Annotated in this window: 19 protein-coding genes and 1 tRNA gene; 3 read left to right on the plus strand and 17 right to left on the minus strand. The window is 73.5% G+C overall.

From position 1 onward, the window contains the following. Positions 1–20: 20 nt before the first annotated feature. From PO879_RS10525 to PO879_RS10535, 3 genes are read right to left on the minus strand one after another with little or no spacing between them, the layout of a single operon-like run. A complete protein-coding gene (locus PO879_RS10525) occupies positions 21–1,028 on the minus strand; it encodes a DUF2804 domain-containing protein (protein ID WP_278234855.1) in 1,008 nt (335 codons plus the stop codon). Positions 1,029–1,037: 9 nt separating this feature from the next. After that, entirely contained in the window at positions 1,038–2,069 is a 1,032-nt protein-coding gene (locus PO879_RS10530; protein WP_278234856.1) for an NAD-dependent epimerase/dehydratase family protein, read from the minus strand. Continuing rightward, the gene (locus PO879_RS10535; RefSeq protein WP_278234857.1) at positions 2,066–3,415 is read right to left on the minus strand and encodes an MFS transporter; all 1,350 of its coding nucleotides are present in this window, start codon (positions 3,413–3,415) and stop codon (positions 2,066–2,068) included. The genes PO879_RS10530 and PO879_RS10535 overlap by 4 nt, the downstream gene beginning before the upstream one ends. A gap of 36 nt (positions 3,416–3,451) precedes the next feature. Between PO879_RS10535 and PO879_RS10540 the strand changes: the two genes are divergently transcribed. Continuing rightward, the gene (locus tag PO879_RS10540; RefSeq protein WP_278234858.1) at positions 3,452–4,669 is read left to right on the plus strand and encodes a GNAT family N-acetyltransferase; all 1,218 of its coding nucleotides are present in this window, start codon (positions 3,452–3,454) and stop codon (positions 4,667–4,669) included. A 21-nt stretch (positions 4,670–4,690) separates the two neighbouring features. On the opposite strand, the gene PO879_RS10545 is transcribed toward PO879_RS10540, so the two are convergent. Further along, positions 4,691–5,356: a hypothetical protein gene (locus tag PO879_RS10545; protein ID WP_278234859.1), complete on the minus strand. Its 666-nt coding sequence runs from the start codon at positions 5,354–5,356 to the stop codon at positions 4,691–4,693. A 269-nt stretch (positions 5,357–5,625) separates the two neighbouring features. Here PO879_RS10545 and PO879_RS10550 point away from each other — a divergent pair, with 269 nt between their 5' ends. Further along, positions 5,626–6,291: a pyridoxal 5'-phosphate synthase gene (locus tag PO879_RS10550; protein ID WP_278234860.1), complete on the plus strand. Its 666-nt coding sequence runs from the start codon at positions 5,626–5,628 to the stop codon at positions 6,289–6,291. 142 nt (positions 6,292–6,433) lie between these two features. Then, the gene (gene mqo, locus PO879_RS10555; RefSeq protein WP_278234861.1) at positions 6,434–8,002 is read left to right on the plus strand and encodes a malate dehydrogenase (quinone); all 1,569 of its coding nucleotides are present in this window, start codon (positions 6,434–6,436) and stop codon (positions 8,000–8,002) included. 85 nt (positions 8,003–8,087) lie between these two features. Here the strand turns inward: mqo and pntB are convergent, their stop codons facing one another. The 13 genes from pntB to PO879_RS10620 all read right to left on the minus strand — a co-directional run bounded on the left by pntB (position 8,088) and on the right by PO879_RS10620 (position 19,633). Continuing rightward, positions 8,088–9,494, minus strand: a complete 1,407-nt coding sequence (pntB, locus tag PO879_RS10560; protein ID WP_278234862.1) for a Re/Si-specific NAD(P)(+) transhydrogenase subunit beta — start codon at positions 9,492–9,494, stop codon at positions 8,088–8,090. After that, positions 9,491–11,092 carry a Re/Si-specific NAD(P)(+) transhydrogenase subunit alpha gene (locus PO879_RS10565; RefSeq protein WP_278234863.1) on the minus strand — a complete coding sequence of 534 codons (1,602 nt, stop codon included), beginning with the start codon at positions 11,090–11,092 and terminating at the stop codon, positions 9,491–9,493. Before PO879_RS10565 ends, pntB begins: the two co-directional genes overlap by 4 nt. A gap of 89 nt (positions 11,093–11,181) precedes the next feature. Further along, positions 11,182–11,637, minus strand: a complete 456-nt coding sequence (locus PO879_RS10570; protein WP_278234864.1) for a hypothetical protein — start codon at positions 11,635–11,637, stop codon at positions 11,182–11,184. Next, positions 11,634–12,068: a hypothetical protein gene (locus tag PO879_RS10575; protein WP_278234865.1), complete on the minus strand. Its 435-nt coding sequence runs from the start codon at positions 12,066–12,068 to the stop codon at positions 11,634–11,636. Before PO879_RS10575 ends, PO879_RS10570 begins: the two co-directional genes overlap by 4 nt. Positions 12,069–12,072: 4 nt before the next feature. Then, positions 12,073–13,443 (minus strand): aldehyde dehydrogenase family protein, encoded by a 1,371-nt coding sequence (locus PO879_RS10580; RefSeq protein ID WP_278234866.1) that lies wholly within the window; start codon positions 13,441–13,443, stop codon positions 12,073–12,075. A gap of 11 nt (positions 13,444–13,454) precedes the next feature. After that, the gene (gene doeA / locus PO879_RS10585; protein ID WP_278234867.1) at positions 13,455–14,714 is read right to left on the minus strand and encodes an ectoine hydrolase; all 1,260 of its coding nucleotides are present in this window, start codon (positions 14,712–14,714) and stop codon (positions 13,455–13,457) included. A 31-nt stretch (positions 14,715–14,745) separates the two neighbouring features. Then, positions 14,746–15,990, minus strand: coding sequence for an aspartate aminotransferase family protein (locus tag PO879_RS10590; RefSeq protein WP_278234868.1), 1,245 nt, complete (start codon positions 15,988–15,990; stop codon positions 14,746–14,748). A gap of 381 nt (positions 15,991–16,371) precedes the next feature. Next, positions 16,372–16,444, minus strand: a tRNA-Ala gene (locus PO879_RS10595). 69 nt (positions 16,445–16,513) lie between these two features. Beyond that, a complete protein-coding gene (locus tag PO879_RS10600) occupies positions 16,514–17,200 on the minus strand; it encodes a histidine phosphatase family protein (RefSeq protein ID WP_278234869.1) in 687 nt (228 codons plus the stop codon). A gap of 4 nt (positions 17,201–17,204) precedes the next feature. Continuing rightward, positions 17,205–17,648: a ribosome silencing factor gene (rsfS, locus tag PO879_RS10605; protein WP_278234870.1), complete on the minus strand. Its 444-nt coding sequence runs from the start codon at positions 17,646–17,648 to the stop codon at positions 17,205–17,207. Next, positions 17,645–18,868: a hypothetical protein gene (locus PO879_RS10610; protein WP_278234871.1), complete on the minus strand. Its 1,224-nt coding sequence runs from the start codon at positions 18,866–18,868 to the stop codon at positions 17,645–17,647. Before PO879_RS10610 ends, rsfS begins: the two co-directional genes overlap by 4 nt. After that, positions 18,861–19,466 (minus strand): nicotinate-nucleotide adenylyltransferase, encoded by a 606-nt coding sequence (nadD, locus tag PO879_RS10615; RefSeq protein ID WP_278234872.1) that lies wholly within the window; start codon positions 19,464–19,466, stop codon positions 18,861–18,863. The genes PO879_RS10610 and nadD overlap by 8 nt, the downstream gene beginning before the upstream one ends. A gap of 14 nt (positions 19,467–19,480) precedes the next feature. After that, the gene (locus PO879_RS10620; RefSeq protein ID WP_278234873.1) at positions 19,481–19,633 is read right to left on the minus strand and encodes a hypothetical protein; all 153 of its coding nucleotides are present in this window, start codon (positions 19,631–19,633) and stop codon (positions 19,481–19,483) included. Positions 19,634–19,671: the final 38 nt, after the last annotated feature.

Here is a 19,671-nt window from a genome sequence, read left to right on the forward strand (position 1 = left end):
GGCCGACGGGCGGCCACACCTCACCAGCGCTGGCGCACGTCCTCGACCCACCCCTCGAGCCCGTCGACGAGCAGCCGTCCGCCGCCGTCGGTGACCACCGACCCCGACCAGCGGCCGAAGCACTGGTCGGTCGCCGAGGCGAGGACGCCGAGGTTCGTCCGCGCGACCCGGTCGTGCCACGGGGTGAACGTCAGGTCGACCCGGTTCCCGATCACCTGCCAGGGCGCCATGTGGTCGGTCTCGTCGAAGGTCCAGTCGAGCTCGCCGTGGAGCTTGTGCAGCCGGCCGTCCACGAACACGCCGTTCTCGGTCGTGGGTCCTTGCAGCGTCCACGTGCCGCCGAGCTGCAGGCCCACGCCGTCCCGGAAGCCGACGCCCCACTGCCAGCGCACCGCGTACGGCCAGCGGCCCCGGCCGTGGTCGAGCACCGCCCACGCCCCGGCGCCGGCCCCGCCGCCGACCGGGTGCTCGACCCCGTCCACTCGCAGCATCCCGCGCACCGGCCGACCGACGTCCTTGACGGTGTACTGGAACCGCCGCTTCGACCACGGCACCACGACCCCCAGGACCTCGTGCCCGGCCGGGCGGTCCACGAGGACGTCGAGGCCGACGCGCGGCGTCCGGGCGCGCAGCCGGGTCGCCGTCCCGTCCCGGGACTCGTCCACGGCGACCGCGACCCGCCGCGTCCGCGAGCGCACGGGCCCCGTCCCGAGGGACGCCGGCAGGGACGCGGACCGGTTCAGCGGCACGATCACGACCTCGTCCAGCTCGCCCCCGGTGGCCCGGTCCAGCACGTACACCTCGTGCAGCGCGGCGTAGTCGAGGGCCGAGGTGGTCACGCCGACGACGTGCGTCGGCGTCACGAGCGCCCAGTACTCCCACCGCTTGTCCCGGCCGCGCCCCCGCAGCCCCCGGCCGATCCCGGAGGTGTCGTGCAGCGGCGCGCGCGTCCAGCCCACGGCCTCCGGGTTCAACGACCCGTCGGGGCGGCACAGCGCGACGGTGCGCGTGATCTCGTCCTCGGTCACGGCGCGAGCCTAGCCGGGCCGCCCCCCGGTGTCCCCGAGGCCCGGCGCCCGCCCCAGCACCTCGACCTCCTCCGCCGCGGTCAGCCCCGTCACCGGGGCGTCCGGGTCCGCACGCAAGCGGTCCAGCACGTCGGAGGCGGTCTCCTCCACCGGACGCACCGACAGGCCCGCCGCGAGCGCCGGGCCCGGATCGTGCGCGAGCATCCCGTCGTAGGCCGGGCGCGGCAGCCACAGCGGCAGCGACCTCGGCCCGGCCCAGGGCCGCACGTCGAGCGCGGACAGCCGCTCGTCGTCGACCCACCGCCACCGCGGGACGGCCCCGCACCCGCGGGCGACGGCGGCCAGCAGGTCCGCGATCGGGACGGTCGGACCGACGGCGTCGTACACACCCGCGGTCCGCCGCTCGGCGAGGTCGAGGACCCAGGCGGCGAGGTCGCGCACGTCGACCACCTGGACGATGGCCGACGGGTCGCCCGGCGCCAGGACGTCCGCTGCGGCGGCCTCGTCCGGACCGGCGTCGAGCACCCGCTGCATCCGCGCGGGCCAGTAGCTGAACCGCCCGGACGGGTCGCCGGGTCCGACGACGAGCCCGGGCCGCACGACGGCGGCGCTCGCGCAGCCGTCCAGCACCAGGCGCTCGCAGGCCACCTTCATCGCGCCGTACGCGTCGGGGTGGGCCGCGAGGTCGACGTCGTCCGGCTCGGGGTCGAGCAGCGGCCCGGCGCCGGGGCCGCCGGGATCGGCCGGATCGGCGTAGACGCTGACGGTCGAGACGAAGACCCGGTGCGCGTCGGGCCACGCCGCGACGGCCCGCCGCACGTGCGACGGGGTCCGCGCGACGTCGACGACGGCGTCGAACCGTTCGGCGGCGAGCCCGGCGGGCAGCGGCTCGGCACGGTCGTGGACGACCTGGCGCACGCCGTCGGGCACGGTGCCGGACCGTCCGCGGTGCACCGCGACGACCTCGTGGCCCCGGGCGACGCCGAGGGCGGCGACGGCGCGCGAGAGGAACACCGTGCCGCCGAGGACGAGCAGCCTCACGAGACCTTCTCCGGCGCGGTGCGGGTGTCCCCGATGCCGACCATGCTGACCAGCCCTCCGGCGACGAGCAGCGCCGCGGTCACCAGGAGCGCCCGGTGGAACGACTCGACGTCCAGCACGCCGCCGAGGATGACGCCCGCGAACGCGATCACGACGAGCCCGGCGACGCGGGAGACGGCGTTGTTGACCGCCGAGGCGATCCCGGCGTCCGTCGCCGGCACCGCACCGAGGATCGCGGCGGTCAGGGGGGCCACCGTGATCGACAGCCCGAGGCCGAACACGAGGATGCCGGGCAGCACCTGCGTGAGGTACGTCGCCTGCTCGTCCATCGTCAGCATCAGCAGGAAACCGCACCCGGCCACGACGGGGCCGACGGTCATGAACCAGCGGGCGCCGTACCGTCCGGCCAGCGTGCCGAACCGGGTCGACAGCGCCAGCATCGCGAACGTCGTCGGCAGCTGGGCGACCCCGGCGGCGGTGGCCGAGTACCCGGCGACCTGCTGGAGGAAGATCGTCAGGACGAACCCGCCGAACGCCAGCGCCCCGTACACGGCGAAGGTCGCCACGTTCCCCCACGCGAAGGTCCGCGCCCGGAAGAGGCGCAGCGGGAGCATCGGGTCGGGTGCCCGCCGCTCGACGACGACGAACGCGGCCAGCAGCACGGCGCCGACGACGACGACCGGCCACCACTCCTCGATGAGGCCCAGCACGGCGGCGGCCAGCCCCAGCGCGGCGAGGAGCGCCCCGGGGACGTCGATGCGGCGTCGGATCGTGACCTCGGCCTCGGGCACGCGGCGCAGCAGCAGCAGCGTGATCACCACGACGGGCACGTTGATCCAGAACACCCAGCGCCAGGAGATGAGGTCGACCAGCCCCCCGCCGACGAACGGTCCGACGATCATCGCCGTGCCGGTCCAGGCCGTCCAGCGGCCGATCGCGCGGCCCTGCTCCGGCCCGTCGAACGTCGAGATGATCAGCGCCAGCGAGCTCGGGACCAGCAGGGCGCCCGCGACCCCCTGCAGCAGCCGGGCGACGACCAGCACCGGTCCGGTGGGCGCCAGCGCGCACAGCACGGAGGCGACGGCGAACCCGACCAGCCCCCACAGCAGCACCCGGCGGCGGCCGTGAACGTCGGACAGCGACCCGGCCAGCAGGATGAAGGACCCGAGGGTCACCAGGTAGCCGTCGACCACCCACTGCTGCAGCGTCAGGCCGGCCTCGCCCGGTCCGCCGAGCTCGTCGGCGATCGCGGGCAGGGCGACGTTGACGACCGTCCCGTCGAGGAACGAGACGAACGAGGCGAGGATGGCGACGATCAGCACGCGCCGCTGCACCGCGGTGTCCACAGCGTCACGCTACGCCCGCGCGGATATCGTCGTGGCGTGGACCTCGACATCCGCCGCATCCCGTTCGACGACGCGGCCGCGTCCCAGCGGCTCCAGCACGAGGCGTTCGGCGGCGCCGCGTCCGCGCCGACGGCCGACGGGTGGCCCCCGGCCGGCTCCCGGCCGTGGGGCGCCTGGCTCGACGGCGAGCTCGCGGCCCGGGCGACGGTGCGCTCGTTCACCTCGTGGTTCCACGGCGCTCGGGTGCCGACGGCGGGGCTGGGAGGCGTCACGGTGGCGGCCGAGCACCGCGGTGCCGGACTGCTGCGTCCGCTGATGGACGCCGGGCTGGCCGACGCCCGCGACCGCGGGGCGACGGTGTCGACCCTGTACCCGTCCCCGGCGGGGATCTACCGCGGCCTGGGCTACGAGATCGTGGGCTCCTACGACGAGGTCACGATCCCGCTGTCCGCCCTGGCCACGCTGCGCCGGCCGTCCGACGTCCGGACCCGGCGGGCGCGGGCGGCGGACGTCCCGGCGGTCCGCGCGGTGTACGAGCGGTGGGCGGCCGCCCAGAACGGTCCGTTGACCCGGTCCGAGGCACCGTTCGCCCTGGAGGCCGACGAGATGGTCGGGCCGGACGCCGACGACACGGGGGTCAGCCTCGCCGTCGACGCGTCCGACGGCACCGTCCTGGGGTTCGTGAGCTGGACGCGCGCGACCGGCCACGACCGCACGACCGACCTCGAGGTCGACGACCTCGTGGCGCTCACCCCGGACGCCGCCCGGGCGCTGTGGTTCGTGCTGGGGTCCTTCGCCACCGTCGTGGGCGCGGCCCGCGTCTCGACGTCGGGCGCCTGGTCCGGGGCGGACGTGAGCCGCCTCGTGCTGCCCGACCACGTCGCCACGACGACGTCGCGCCCCTACATGCTGCGACTGCTGGACGTCCCCGGGGCGCTGGGCTCCGCCCGCCTCGCCCCGCTGACGGCGCAGGTGCCCTTCGCGGTCCGAGACCCGCGCACCCCCGACCTGGAGGGGTCGTGGCTGCTGCGGGTGCGCGACGGCGCCGTGGAGGTCGTCGCGGACGCCGCGCCCGCCGGGACGGCGACCGACCGACCGACCTTCACCGCCGGCGGGCTGGCTCAGTCGTACGCCGGGTCCCAGTCCTGCGCGAACCTCCGGCTGGCCGGGCACCTGCACGGGCCGCCGGAGCACGACGCGCTCTGGGACGCGCTGTGGACCGGCCGCCCGGTGCACGTGCGCGACTACTTCTGACCTGCGCGAGCAGACCCTCGCTCAGCAGGAGGCGGAGACGTCCTTGCGGTAGCCCAGGGCCCAGCAGAGCACGCCGACGTCCTGCCGGATCCCGTCGATCGAGCTGCGCAACCCGCTGAGCTCGCGACGCAGCGCGTCGACGTCCGCGACCGACGGCGGCTCGGGGCCGGCGGACAGGTCGTTGCGCACCGTGGCCAGGTCGTTGCGCACGGTGCCGAGGCCGTCCTGCAGGTTCGTCTCGAGGCTGTCGATGCCGTTGGAGACCTCCAGCAGGCGCGTCTGCAGGTCGTCCATGCCGTCGATGCCCTCCTGCGGCATCCCGGTCCACGCCTCCACGCCGTCGACCCGCCCCGCCAGCGCGTCGACGGTCGCCGTGTCGGGCGCCTCGTCGACGGCGACGCGCAGCCGGGCGGCCTCGGCCTCGGCGACCTCGGTGCGCTGCACCGCGGCCTCGACCTCGCCGGCGAGCTTGCGGTTCGCCGACCAGAGCATCGCCACCCCCAGGGTGGCCACCAGGGCCAGCACGAGCGCCGCGGCGATCAGCGCCGTCTGGACCCGCGTCGCCGTCCAGACCGGCGTCGCCGGGCCGGGTCCGGGGCGGGCGGGCTGCGCTGCGGGCTGCGGTGCGGGCTGCGGTGCGGGCTGCGGTGCGGGCTCTGCGGGCAGGAGCGTCGCGACGGAGGTCATGGCACCGCTGCTCGGCTCGAGGCGACGGCGTGCGATCCGCCGACCGCCGTCCGGGCGGGGCGAAGCTCCCGGCGGGTACGTCATCGCTCTCCTTCGCCCGACAGCACGGTCCTGACCTCATCGTCGCCGGTCGCCCCCGCCCGCACAAGAGATCGGGCGAAACCGCAGGCGAGAACGGTGCATGATCACCCGGCCGGCGTGCGGGTCGGTACGGTCACGGCCCGGGCTCGGTACGGTGGCTACAGGGACGCCGACCGGGAGGAGACCACGTGCCCGGCTTTCGCGAGAGACTCCGCGACCTGCCGATGTTCCCCGACGGCCTGCCCGAAGGGCAGATCTCCGACCCGCACGCGGCGCCGCCCACCCCGCACGACCTGTTCACCGCGTGGTTCGACGACGCCGTGGCGGTGGGCGCCCACGCCCCGCACGCCATGACGCTGTCGACGGCCGGCAGCGGCGCCGTCGTGGACGCGCGCACCGTGCTGCTGACGGACCTCGACGCCGGAGGCTGGTGGTTCGCCGGTCACGCCACCAGCCCGAAGGGCCGCCACCTCGCGGAGAACCCGCAGGCCGCGCTGACCTTCCTGTGGCGCGAGGTCGGACGGCAGGTCCGCGTGGCGGGCACCGTGTCCTCGCACCCGGACGTCGGCGTCGAGGACTTCCGGCGCCGCTCCGACGCGTCGCGGGCGACGGGGCTGGTCGACCACCAGAGCGAGGTGCTCGACGACCTGGCCGAGCACCGGGAGGCGTGGGCCGAGGCGCTGCAGGAGGTGCGGGCGGACCCGCGGCGCGTCCCGTCCACGTGGACGGCCTGGCGGCTGTCCCCGTCCTCGGTCGAGTTCTGGCAGACCGGTGCCGGGACCGGTCAGACGCGCCTGCGCTACCGCCGGGGCACCGGGCCGACGGCATGGACCACGGAGCTGCTCTGGCCCTGAGTCGTGCCCTCACGACGGGCCGACGACGTGACCTGCGCGGGCGCTCCGCGGGCGATGTGACCTGCGTCACTCCAGGTCAGAGCGCCTGTGACGTTGCTCTCATTCTTTGTGACAGTTTTCACCAACGTCTTAGCATGGCCCGGTGACTTCGCGCGAAACCTCCCCCCGCCAGCAGCCCGCGGACGCCGTCGACGTCGTCCTCGTCGGCGGCGGCGTCATGAGCGCCACCCTCGGCACGCTGATCCAGCAGCTCGAGCCGACGTGGTCGATCCGGATCATCGAACGACTCGACGACGTGGCGCTGGAGTCGTCCAACCCGTGGAACAACGCGGGGACCGGGCACGCCGCGCTGTGCGAGCTCAACTACACGCCGGAGAGGGCCGACGGCTCGGTCGACATCACCAAGGCGGTGGCGATCAACGAGCAGTTCGAGACCTCGCGCGAGCTGTGGCAGCACCTGCTCGCCACCGGTCAGCTCGCCGACGAGTCGTTCGTCCACCGCACGCCGCACATGACCTTCGTGCGGGGCGCCGAGAACGTGGAGTTCCTGCGCCGCCGGTACGAGACCATGACGGCGCACCCGCTGTTCCGGGACATGGAGTTCTCCACCGACCGTGCCGAGATCTCGCGCTGGACCCCGCTGCTCACGGCCGGCCGGGACGCCGACGAGCCGATCGCCGCGACCCGCTCGGTCGCCGGCACCGACGTGGACTTCGGCAACCTGACCCGCCAGCTCGTCGACAACCTCGTGCGCCACGGCGCCGAGCTGCAGCTGCAGCACGAGGTCACCTCCCTGAAGCGGACCAAGGACCGCCGCTGGCGGCTCAAGGTCAAGGACCGTTCCTGGAACGCCCCGCGCCGCACCTCCACGGTCACCGCGCGCTTCGTCTTCGTCGGCGCCGGCGGCGGGGCGCTCCCGCTGCTGCAGGCGTCGGGCATCCCCGAGATCAAGGGCTTCGGCGGCTTCCCCATCTCCGGGGAGTTCCTGCGCACCGACAACCCCGAGGTCGTCGCGCAGCACCAGGCCAAGGTCTACGGCAAGGCCGACGTCGGCGCCCCGCCGATGTCGGTGCCGCACCTCGACACCCGCGTCGTCGACGGCAAGAGCTACCTGATGTTCGGCCCCTACGCCGGGTTCAGCCCCAAGTACCTCAAGAAGGGCAAGTACCTGGGTCTGATCACCTCGCTGCGCGCCGACAACATCACCTCGATGCTGGGCGCCGGGCTGAAGAACATGGACCTGACCCAGTACCTGCTCGGCCAGCTCGCGGCGGCGCCGGAGTCGAAGTTCCACACGCTGCAGCAGTTCATGCCCCAGGCCCACCCCAAGGACTGGGAGAAGATCACCGCGGGCCAGCGCGTGCAGGTCATCAAGCGCGACGCCGACGGCAAGGGCGTGCTCCAGTTCGGCACCGAGGTCGTCACGGCCGGGGACGGTTCCATCGCCGGACTGCTCGGCGCCTCCCCCGGCGCGTCCACCGCGGTCTCCGCGATGGTCGACGTGCTCGGGCGCTGCTTCCCCCAGGAGTTCCCGGCCTGGCGCGAGCAGCTCGCCGCGATGATGCCCAGCCTGGACGGTGTGCCGGCCGACGCCCGCGAGATCGACACGACGGCCAGCGCGGCCGACGAGCCCGCGGCCACCCTGCCGGAGCCGGTCGACGGCGTGCTGCCGGCCAGCGTCTACGAGTCGCAGGCCGACTCGCGGTCCTGACCCGGCCCGCCGCAGAGGCCACGACGACCGACGGCCCGGTGCTCCCCGCGGGGGGAGCACCGGGCCGTCGGCGTCCGGCCGCCGGTCACAGCGACTGGATGATCCTCTCGATCTGGTCCTTGGCGTCCCCGAAGATCATCGCGGTGTTCTCGCGGAAGAACAGCGGGTTCTGCACGCCGGCGTAGCCGGTGGCCATCGACCGCTTGAAGACGACGACGTCGCGCGCCTGCCACACCTCGAGCACGGGCATGCCGGCGATCGGCGAGCCCGGGTCCTCCTGGGCGGCCGGGTTGACGGTGTCGTTGGCGCCGATGACCAGCACCACGTCCGTCTCGGTGAAGTCCCCGTTGATCTCCTCCATGCCGAGCACGACGTCGTAGGGGACCTTCGCCTCGGCCAGCAGCACGTTCATGTGGCCCGGCAGACGGCCCGCCACCGGGTGCACGCCGAACCGCACGTCCACCCCGCGGTCCCGCAGCTTCTCGGTCAGGTCGGCCACCGGGTACTGGGCCTTGGCCACCGCCATGCCGTACCCGGGCACGATGATCACCGAGCGGGAGCGGGCGAGCTGCTCGGCGACGTCGGCCGCGTAGGTCTCCCGGTGCTCGCCGTCGACCCCGGCCGACGCCGGGGTGCCCGGCTCGGCGCCGAAGCCGCCGAGGATGACCGAGACGAAGGAGCGGTTCATCGCCTGGCACATGATGTACGACAGGATCGCGCCGGAGGAGCCGACCAGGGCACCGGTGATGATGAGCAGGTCGTTGCCCAGCATGAAGCCGGCCGCGGCCGCCGCCCACCCCGAGTACGAATTGAGCATCGAGACCACGACGGGCATGTCGCCGCCGCCGATCGACGCCACGAGGTGCCAGCCGAGCGCCAGCGCGACGACGGTCATGAGCACGAGCGCGGTCAGCGCGGCGCCGTCGGCACCGGCGCCGGCCGCCGTGATGAACCAGGCCAGCAGCCCGGCCGCGGACACCACCATGGCGAGGTTCAGCCAGTGCCGTCCCGGCAGCATCAAGGGAGCCGACTTGATCCGGGCGGAGAGCTTGAGGTTGGCGACGATCGACCCCGTGAAGGTCACCGCACCGATGAGCACACCGAGGAACACCTCGACCAGGTGGACCGTGTCCGACTGCGGCTCGGTCAGGTAGGAGCCGTAGCCCACGAGCACCGCCGCGAGCCCGACGAACGAGTGCAGCAGCGCGATGAGCTCGGGCATCTGGGTCATCTCGACCCGACGGACCCGCCAGGTGCCGACGGCGGCGCCGACGACGAAGACCAGCAGGATCAGGCCGGCCGTGACCTGCCAGGGGCGCTCGGAGCTCTCCAGGGCGAGGGCGACCGTGGCGACCAGGGCGAGGGCCATGCCGACCATGCCGAGGACGTTGCCGCGGCGCGCCGACTCCTGCTTGGACAGTCCCGCGAGCGAGAGGATGAACAGCACGCCGGCGACGACGTAGGTGGCCTGGACGGCCGAGAGCACGGTCATCGGGCCACCTCCCCGGTCGGCGCGGTCACGTGCGGCGTGGGCGCTCCCTTGCGGAACATGCGGATCATGCGGTTCGCGACCAGGAAGCCGCCGAACACGTTGATGCTCGCCACGGCGGCCGCCACGACGGCCAGCCCCGTCACGAGCCAGTCGTCGACGCCGATCTGGAGCAGTGCACCGACGAGGATGATGCCGCTGATGGCGTTGGTCTGCGCCATCAGCGGGGTGTGCAGAGCGTGCGTCACGGCCGAGATGACGTAGAACCCGACGACGACCGCGAGGGCGAACACGGTGAAGTGGCCGACGGCGTCCGGCGGCGAGGCGGCGATCGCCAGACCCCCGACCACGGCGCCCAGCCCGGCCAGGACGGTCCGGCGGCGCGACCGGAGACGGCGCTGCTCGGCGAGCTCCTCCGGGGTCGGCCCGGCGGCCGCCTCCGGCTCCTCGGCGGCCGGCGGCGCCGACGGCGCGGCCGAGACCTGGACCGGTGGCGGCGGCCAGAGCACCTCGCCCTCGCGGCAGACGGTCATGCCGCGCACGACGACGTCGTCGAGGTCGACCACGAGCTGCCCGTCCTTGCCGGGCGTCATCAGGGTCAGCAGGTTGACGACGTTGGTGCCGAGCAGCTGCGAGGTGTGCTGCGGCATCCGTCCGGGAAGGTCGGTGTAGCCCAGGACGATCACGCCGTTGTCGCTGACGACGCGCTCCCCCGGCACCGTGAGCTCGCAGTTGCCGCCGCCCGGGGCGGCCAGGTCGACGATCACCGACCCGGGCTTCATGGCGGCGACCATCTCCGCGGTGATGGTGGTCGGGGCCGTGCCCCGCACCAGCGCTGTCGTGACGACGACGTCGGCGCCCGCGGACTCGGCCGCGTACATCGCCCGGGTCGCCGCCTCCTGGTCGGCCGTCAGCTCGCGGGCGTACCCGTCGCTGCTGACCTCCTGCGCGCTGCCCTCGGCCTGGACGAACGTCGCCCCGAGGGACTCGATCTGCTCGCCGACCTCGGGGCGGACGTCGAACGCCCGCACCTTGGCCCCCAGGGAGGAGGCCGTGCCGATCGCGGCCAGCCCGGCGACGCCGGCGCCGATGACGAACACGGTCGCGGGCGGCGTCGTGCCGGCCGCGGTCACCTGGCCGGTGAACATGCCGCCGAACTCCTCGGCCGCCTCGATGACGGACCGGTAGCCCGCCACGTTCGACTGCGCCGAGAGCACGTCGAGCGCCTGGGCCCGCGAGATGCGCGGGACGGCGTCGAGCGCGAGGGCGGTCACGTGCCGCGCGGCGAGCGCCTCGACGAGCTCGGGGTGCATCGCCGGGGCGAGCTGGGAGACGAGCACGGCACCGGGGCGCAGCAGGTCCAGCTCGGGCGGGGACGGCGCGTTGACGCACGTGACGACGTCGGACGCCCAGACCTCCTCCCGGCCGGCGACCCGAGCCCCGGACTCGACGTAGGCCCGCGTGGGCATGGCCGCCTGGTCGCCGGCACCGTGCTCGACGAGCACGTCGTAGCCGAGCGCGGTCAGGCGCTGGACGGTCGCGGGGGTGGCGGCGACGAGCCGTTCACCGTCGCGCGACTCCCGGGGGACACCGATCTGCACGGGTTCGAACCTCCTTCGGTCCAATACCCCTGCAACCTACCGGGTGCGACGGACCAGGACGAGAAGCGCCCGCACCCCGAGACGACGTCTCAACCGCCGTCGGTGACGGGAGCCGCGCAGGCACGGCCGTACCGCGGATCGTGATCGGCGCCCCAGGCCACCGCGTCACGCACCGCACGGCGCAGCTCGTCGACGTCGCACCTGGACAGCCTCCGCAGCCGCAGGCAGTGCTTCCCGCTGTCCGCGCGGCCCAGTGACGGCGCGTACCGTTCGGGCAACGTGACGCCGTCACGCCGCGCCGCGACGTAGAGACTCACCCCATGCCTCTGCGGAGCCAGTCCCAGCAGGGGCCACACGCCGCTGCCGGAGGCTCGGCGCCACGGCATGCTGCCGTAGCCGATCATCGAGATCGACGGCCCGACGAACAGTCGCCGCTCGAGCTCCGGTGCCGCCGCGGCCACGAGACGGTCGACCTCCGCCAGGTCCGGACAGACGTCGGCCGAACGTTCGATCAGCTCGGCGATCGTGGTCGCCTCGACCTTCACGGGTCCGCCCTGGGCACGTCGGCCGTCCGGCCGGCCCGCGCCAGCATCTCGCGCAGCACGGCGTCGTCGAGGTCGTCCAGACGGGTGAACGCGATGCTCGCCGCGCCCACCTTCGCGCGTCCGAGGCGGTCGGCGTAGGCCCGCGTGAGGTAGGCGCCGTCGGCGACGGCGTTGACGTACAGGCTCAGATGTCGCCTCTGCTGCGCCAGACCGACGAGGAACCACTCCACATCGGCACCGCGGGGTCGCGGCTGGACGATGTCCCCGTAGCCGACGATCGCCTGTTCCGTCCCACCCCAGAACACGCCCCGCCACAGGGTGCGGGAGAGTGCGGGCAGCATCTCTCGCACGACGGCGTCCGTGCGGACCATGTCGGGCGACACGTCGTCACCGGCCAAGAAGGCGTCGACGTCCTCCGTGGTGCGGTGCACCTGCTCAACCCCGCTTCGGACCGACCCACACCTGCTGGGCGTTGACGAACTCGCGGATGCCGTGCGGGCCGAGCTCGCGACCGTAGCCGGACCGCTTGACGCCGCCGCTGGGCAGCCGCGGGTCCGTCTTGACGATGCCGTTGACGGCGACCTGGCCGGCCTCGATCCGGCGGGCCATCGCCACGCCGCGCTCCGCCGTCGACCACACGCTCGCCGCGAGGCCGTACTCGGTGCGGTTCGCGATCGCGAGGGCCTCCTCGGCGTCGGCCGCCTCCATGACGACCATCACCGGGCCGAACGTCTCCTCGCGGCACGCGGTCATGCCCTCGACGACGTCCGCCAGCATCGTGACGGGGTAGAACCAGCCGTCCCCCGCGGGCAACTCGCCGCCGAGCACCAGCCGCGCCCCGGCGTCCACCGTCTCGCTGACCTGGCGGTGGAGCTCCGTGCGCAGGTCCTCGCGCGCGATCGGTCCGACGTCGGTGGTCTCCTCGGCGGGGTCCCCGACCGTCAGCCGCGCGAGGCGCTCGCGCAGCTTCTCGACCATCTGGGGGTAGACCGCGCTCTCGACGATGATGCGCTTGGCCGCGATGCAGGACTGCCCGGCGTTGATGATCCGGGACAGCGCGACCGTGTCCGCGGCGGTGTCCAGGTCGGCGTCGGCCAGGACCAGGCAGGGGTCCGACCCGCCGAGCTCGAGCACGGTGGGCTTGATCTCGGACGCCGCGGCGCTCGCCACCGCCGACCCGCCGCGGGCCGACCCGGTGAAGGAGACGGCGTGCACCCGCGGGTCGCGGATGACGGCCTCGACCTGTGGCGTCTCGAGCGGCAGGTGCTGGAAGACGCCCTCCGGCGCCCCGACCCGGGTGAACACGTCCGCGATGGCCGCGGCGCACCCCGGCACGTGCGGGTCGTGCTTCATCAGGCAGGTGTTGCCGGCCATGAGCGCCGGCGCCGCGAACCGCGACCACAGCCAGAACGGTGCGTTCCACGGCAGCACGCCCAGCACCGTGCCGAGCGGGAGGTGCTGCACGTAGCTCGTCGTGGCGTCGGAGGCGAGCACCTCGTCGGCCAGGTAGTCGGCACCGTGGTCGGCGTAGTGGTCGAAGCACAGGGCGGCCTTGGCGACCTCCCCGCGCGCCTCCCCGATCGGCTTGCCCATCTCCTCGGTCATCAGGGGGGCGAGCTCGTCGACGTGCTCGCGCAGGTGGGCGGCGACGGCGTGCAGCACCTCGGCACGCTCGGCGAAGGACCGGTCCCCCCAGCTCGGCGCGGCAGCGGCCGCGGCCGCGAGGATCTCCTCCACGCGCTCGGGTCCGGCCGGCTCGACCTCGCGGATGACCTTGCCCGTGCTCGGGTCGGTCGCAGTGAGCATCGACACTCCTCTCAGGCGACTTCGGGACGGATCGGGGTGGCCTGGCCGTGGCCCTCGGACGGTTCCTCGCCGGACTCGGCGTCGCGGACCCCGGCACGGGCGCCGGCCTCGGGCTTGACCGTGAAGTCCTCGTCCAGGGTGAAGAACGACTCGCAGCCCCGCGCGGTGACGTGGACCGTGTCCGAGATGCCGACGGTCTTGTCCCCGTCGACACCCCACATCCACGGGATGATGTGGAACGTCATGCCCTCGCGCAGGATCGTGGGGTTGCCCTGGTTGAGGCTGGCGATGTAGCCCTCGTCCCAGCTCGGCGGGAACGCGATGCCGATGGAGTACCCCGACCGCGTGATCAGCCGCGCACCGACGTGGTTGTCCGTGATGATGCTGCGCACGATGTTGTCCGCGTCGGAGACCGTGATCCCCGGCCGGATGGCCTTCTTGACCTCGGCCAGCGCCGTCTTCATCCGGTGCTGGGCCGCCGCCATGGACGGCGACAGGTCGTCCAGCACGGCGGTGCGCATCATTGCCGTGTGGTACCGACGGAAGCAGCCGCCCACCTCGAGGAAGACGTGCTCGCCCGGCTGGACGACCCGGCCCTCCCAGGTGGCGTGGCCGATCATCGAGCGCGGACCGGAGGTGACGTACGGCATCACGGCCGGAAACTCGCCCCCGGCGCGGAACATCGCGGCACTGATCTCGGCCGCGATGTCGTTCTCGGTCACGCCCGGCGCGCACGCCTCCAGACCGGCCTGCATGCCGACCTCGGTCGCGCGGGCGGCCCGGCGCATGATCTCGATCTCGGCCGGCGACTTGGTGACCCGGCCCTCCTCGACGATCCCGAAGCAGTCCAGGAGCCGCCCCTCGGTGAGCGAGGTGTGGATGTAGTCCTGGTGATAAGCCGGGAAATAGTAGCTGTTGCGCTCGTAGCCGATGTCCTTGGTGTGGAGCCCGAATTCGCGCAGCGACTGCACGAGACTCTGAATGGCGTCCCCGGTGTCGGGATATGGCCGGGTCAGCTCGACCCAGGTGCGCGCATAGACGTTCGACTCCTCCATGCTGCGGGTGATCATGAAGGGTTCCTCGGTCAACGGAACCACGAGCGCCTGGAAGAACGAATACCCGGTGGTCTGATAATCGGTCAGATACATCAGATTCTCGGGATCGGTGATCACCACGGCGTCGAGGAGCCGATCGGCCATCCGTCGACGGAGATCGTCGAGCCGGCGCTCGTACTCCTCGAACGGGAACGTCATGTCGTCGCGCTGCTTCACACCGGCCTCCAGGTGGTCGGACGTCGTTACGTCAGGTGGTGCTGCGGACGGCCGAGGCGAGGATGTCGAGACCCTCGCCCAGGTCCTCGTCCGGGATCGTCAACGGCGGGATGAGCTTGAGGACCCGGCCCCCGGTCCCGCACGGACCGATGAGCAGACCGTCGTCGAAGCACTTCTTGGCGATGGCCTTGGCCAGGGCTCCGTCGCCGAGGTCGAGGCCCTGCATCATGCCGCGGCCGCGGACCTCGAAGCGTCCGTCCGAGCCCGCCGCGAGGTCGTCCAGGACCGCCGTCATGGTCTCGCGCTTGGCCGCGACCTGGTTCATCAGCTCGTCGTCGTCGAAGTACTCCAGCGCGACCCTGCCCGCCACGAAGGACAGCCCCTGGCCACGGAAGGTCCCGGTGTGCTCACCGGGCGACCAGTGGGCGTCCAGCTCGGGCTTGTTGAGGTTCATGGCGATCGGCGTCCCGTAGCCGCCGAGGCCCTTCGCCAGCGTGATGATGTCCGGGTCGAGCCCCATGCCGTCGAAGCTGAAGTAGTTGCCGGTCCGTCCGCAGCCGGTCTGGATGTCGTCCACGATGAACAGGGCGCCCACGTCGTGCGCGAGGTGCTGCACCTCGCGCAACCACTCCGCGCTCGCCACGTGCACGCCGCCCTCGGCCTGGATCGTCTCGACGACGAAGGCCGCCGGCGGGAGCAGACCGCTGGAGGAGTCCTCCAGCAGCGCCCGGTAGTCCGCCAGCTGCTGGACGCCGCCGCCCGGAGCCGTCTCGAACGGCAGCCGCACGACGTTCTCCAGCGGGACGCCCGCGGCGGCGCGGAAGTAGTCGTTCGCGGTCAGGGCCAGCGACCCGAGCGTCATCCCGTGGAACCCGTTGCTGAACGCCACGACGTCGCGGCGTCCGGTCACGCGCCGGGCGAGCTTGAGCGCGGCCTCGACGGCGTTGGTGCCCGTCGGTCCCATGAACTGCATCTTCATGGTCATGTCGCGCGGCTCGAGCACCGTGGCGGCGAACTTCTCGATGAAGTCCCGCTTCGTCGTCGTCGCCGTGTCGAGGCTGTGCGCGACGCCGTCGGCCTCGAGGAATTCGATCATCGCGCGCTTCATGCGCGGGTTGTTGTGCCCGAAGTTGAGCACGCCGGCGCCCGCGAAGAAATCGAGATAACTCCGTCCCGATTCGTCCACCTGACGGGCATTGGATGCCGAAGCAAAAACGGTCGGGTATGCCCGGCTGTAACCCCGGATCTCAGATTCCCACTTCTCGAACGCCTCCATGGACCATATGTACGCGCCCCCCTCAGGGGGTGTCAAGCGGAACGGAGACGGCCACGTAACGGCTCTGTTTCCGCCAGATTCGGGGGGTCGGCGGCCCCCTGACGCCCGGCCCGCGCCGGGGGTTGGGCGGGGCGGTGCGGAGGGCCCGCGCGGGGGCCCGGCGGGGGCCCGGCGGGGGCCGGGCGGGGGCCCGGCGGGGACCCCGCAGGGACCGTTCAGGGGGTCCCCGCGAGGTGCGCCGGACGCGGTACCGGAACCCGGTCGCTGCGCCACCGCGCCACCGCGCCGCCGCGGCGCCGCGCCACCGCGCCGCCGCGGCGCCGCGGCGGCAGCACGACGAAGGCCGGCCCACCGTGCGGTGGACCGGCCTTCGTCTGGAAGTGGAGCTGAGGGGACTCGAACCCCTGACCCTCTGCATGCCATGCAGATGCGCTACCAGCTGCGCCACAGCCCCGTGAACCCGACCCGAAGGTCTGATTCGTGGAGTTCTGAGGGGGCTTGCCCCCTCGAGAACGTCGTTATCTTAGGCAGACTTCGGCTCAGGTTCCAAATCCGCGTGCGGGCCCGCCTGCCAACGGTCCAGCGGGTAGCCGGCACCCACGTTGTGGGCGACGAGCCGCCAGCCCGGGACCGCTCCGGGAGCGGATCGGTGCAGGTGGGACCAGTGCACGTTGTGCATGCCGGAGATCCCGCGCCACGCCGTGGCGTCCAGCTCGAGCAGCCCGGTGATGGCCAACGAGATCGCCGCGCCGTGGGACACGACGACGAGACACTCGTCACCCTCGAGGCCCTCGGCGTGCTCGCGGACCGCCCCGGCCGTCCGCTCGGCGACCTCGACCTTCGTCTCGGCGCCGACGCCACGGGGCTCGCCGCCACGGCGCCACTCGGCGTGCTCGTCCGGCCAGCGCTCGGCGATCTCGTCCGCGGTCAGCCCCTCCCAGCGGCCGAACGACCGCTCGCGCAGACGCGGATCGGTCTCCACCGGCACGCCGACCAGCTCGGCGTAGGCCGCGGCGGTGTCCGCCGCGCGCCCGAGGTCGGAGGAGACGATCCGGGTGGCGCGGTGGGAGGTCACCAGCGCGGCCGCGCCCTGGGCGGCCTGCCACCGGCCCACCTCGTCGAGGGGGATGTCGACCTGGCCCTGCAGCCGCATCGAGGCGTTGTAGGAGGTCCGTCCGTGCCGCAGCAGGACGACGGTGCGCGCGGTCACCGCGTCACATCCCGCCGCGCAGGTGGATCGCGCCGTCCGAGCCGTCGTCGCCGAACTCGGCACGGGCCGCCGCGCCGTCGCCCCCGCGGGCGTCCGCGGGCAGGTCGAGGGCGGGGCAGTCCTTCCAGAGCCGCTCGAGGGCGTAGTAGACACGGTCCTCGGCGTGCTGGACGTGGACGACCACGTCGCCGAAGTCCAGCAGCACCCACCGGGCCTCGGCCTTGCCCTCGCGGCGGAGCATCTTGGCTCCCGCGCGGTGCATGGCCTCCTCGACGGCGTCGACGACGGCGACCACCTGACGCTCGTTCGTCCCGGAGGCGATGAGGAACACGTCGGTGAGCACCAGCTGGTCGCTGACGTCGAGGGCGATGATCTCCTGCGCCTTGCGCTCGGACGCGGCGCGCGCCGCGACCACCGCCAGCTCGACGGCGCGGTCCGTCGCGGTCATCGGGATCCTCCCGTCACGTTCGGTGGGCCGGCCGCCTCGGTCGTCTGCACCGTCGCGGACGCCTCCTCGGGGGCGAACTCGTCCGGAGGGCTGAGCACCAGGTTCCAGATCAGCAGGCCCAGGACGAAGGCGACCACGACGAGGATGATGTAGTGCAGCCAGGTGTACGACGGCTCGTGCTCGTCGTCCCAGTCGTCCTCGTCGTCCTCCACCAGCGGGGCGGAGGCGGCGGCCGGCGTCTGCCCGGCGAGTCCGCCGAACGGCGATCCGGACGACGGCGGCACCGAGGCGGGTGCGGCACCCGTCGAGGTCGGCGTCCCCCACGGCAGGGCCGGAGCGTCGGACCCGCCGGTGCCCGGGGCCTGTCGGGTCGGTGAACCCGCGCCCGCCGAGGCGCTGGGCCAGGCCGGCGGGGGGGTCGAGCCGGCCGAAGCCTCGCTGCGAGCGGTCGACCCGGCGAACGGTGAGCCGGACCCGAAGGCCGACCGGCGACCGGGAGCGGATCCGTCGGACGGCGGCGGTGCCGGGGAGGACCCCGAGGGCGCCGACGTGGCCGGGCCGCCGGACGCGCCCCCGGACAACGGGGCGAATGGTGACCGCGGCGGTGTCGAGGGCGGGGCGTCGTGCGTCGCCGACGACGGGGCCGAGGGGGCCGACGGTGGCGAGGAGGCCGCCGGGGAGGTGGCCGGGGGCGTCGCGGGCGGCGCGTCGGCCGGCTGCCCGAACGCGCGGGCCGAGGTGCGTCGCGGAGCCGACGGGGGGCTCTCGGCCCCCGGGGTCGGGAAGCGGGGCGGAGCGGCCGGCGTCGGCTCCTCACCCGGGGCGCCGCCCGGGGTGCCGCCCTGGGTCCGCCGGACCGGTGTCAGGCGACCCGTCTCGTCCAGCCCGCGCACCCCGCCGGACGTGCTCGGCGGACGGACCGTCGGCGCCGGTGCGGGGGCCGGGGAGGCGGTGGACCGCTCGCGCAGCGCGCGGCGGGACGGCGGGGTCGGAGCGGGCCGGGCTGGCTCCCCTGCCCCGGGGGCCGGTGCCGGCGCGGGAGCCGGCGCCGGGGCGGGAGCGGGCGCCGGGGTCGGTGCACCGCTGCCGAACGCTGCGGGACCGGCGCCGGGGACCGGGGCGGATCCCGCCGACGGCGCGCTCTCCTGCGCGGCGGCCGCCGCGCGCTCACGCTCGCGGATCTCCCGACGTGTCAGCGGTCGGGACCTGTTGTCACTCATCGAGACCTCGATACAGACCGTACTTGGCGATGTACTGGACGACGCCGTCCGGGACCAGATACCAGACCGGCTGCCCGGCCGCGGCACGGCGGCGGCAGTCGGTCGAGGAGATGGCGAGCGCGGGCACCTCGAGGGTGGTCACGCCGTGGGAGGGCAGTCCGTCGACGGTGAGCGGGTGGCCCGGTCGGGTCACCGCCACGAAGTGGGCCATCGTCCACAGGTCCCCCGCGTCCTTCCACGTGAGGATCTGCTCGATGGCGTCCGCCCCGGTGATGAAGTACAGGTCGGCGTCGGGGCGCGCGTCCTGCAGGTCGCGCAGCGTGTCGACCGTGTAGGTCAGACCGGGCCGGTCGATGTCGGCGCGGCTCACCGTGAAGCGAGGGTTCGACGCCGTGGCGATCACCGTCATCAGGTACCGGTCCTCGGCCGGCGAGACCTGGGCGTCCTGCTTGAAGCTCGGCTTGCCGGTCGGGACGAACACGACCTCGTCGAGGTCGAGCAGCGCGGCCGCCTCGCTCGCCGCGACGAGGTGACCGTGGTGGATGGGGTCGAACGTCCCACCCATCACCCCGATCCGGGGTCGCGCCTGCTCGCTCACGTGCTGCGGCGGCTTCAGTGCTTGTTGTTCGCGTTGCGGAAGGCGTACGTCGCCAGCAGCGCGACGACGAATCCACCGAAGGCGAGCACTCCGAGCAGCACCGGCGAGATGACGAAACCGGAGTGCTCGACGGCCTCTTCGGCGGCAAGGACGGCGGTGTGCAGCACGGGTGCTCCTCAGTGGTGGTCCGGACGTTTCGCAGCAC

It is taken from the genome of Isoptericola sp. AK164, from assembly GCF_029643425.1.
GTDB lineage: Bacteria > Actinomycetota > Actinomycetes > Actinomycetales > Cellulomonadaceae > Isoptericola > Isoptericola haloaureus.

Bases quoted from the DNA above. Each gene is read 5' to 3' on its own strand.
- PO879_RS10590 (WP_278234868.1), bottom strand. From the start codon at position 15,990: ATGGAGGCGTTCGAGAAGTGGGAATCTGAGATCCGGGGTTACAGCCGG.
- PO879_RS10580 (WP_278234866.1), bottom strand. From the start codon at position 13,443: ATGCTCACTGCGACCGACCCGAGCACGGGCAAGGTCATCCGCGAGGTC.
- rsfS (WP_278234870.1), bottom strand. From the start codon at position 17,648: ATGACCGCGACGGACCGCGCCGTCGAGCTGGCGGTGGTCGCGGCGCGC.
- PO879_RS10545 (WP_278234859.1), bottom strand. From the start codon at position 5,356: ATGACCTCCGTCGCGACGCTCCTGCCCGCAGAGCCCGCACCGCAGCCC.
- PO879_RS10610 (WP_278234871.1), bottom strand. From the start codon at position 18,868: ATGAGTGACAACAGGTCCCGACCGCTGACACGTCGGGAGATCCGCGAG.
- pntB (WP_278234862.1), bottom strand. From the start codon at position 9,494: ATGACCGTGCTCTCGGCCGTCCAGGCCACCTACGTCGTCGCCGGCGTG.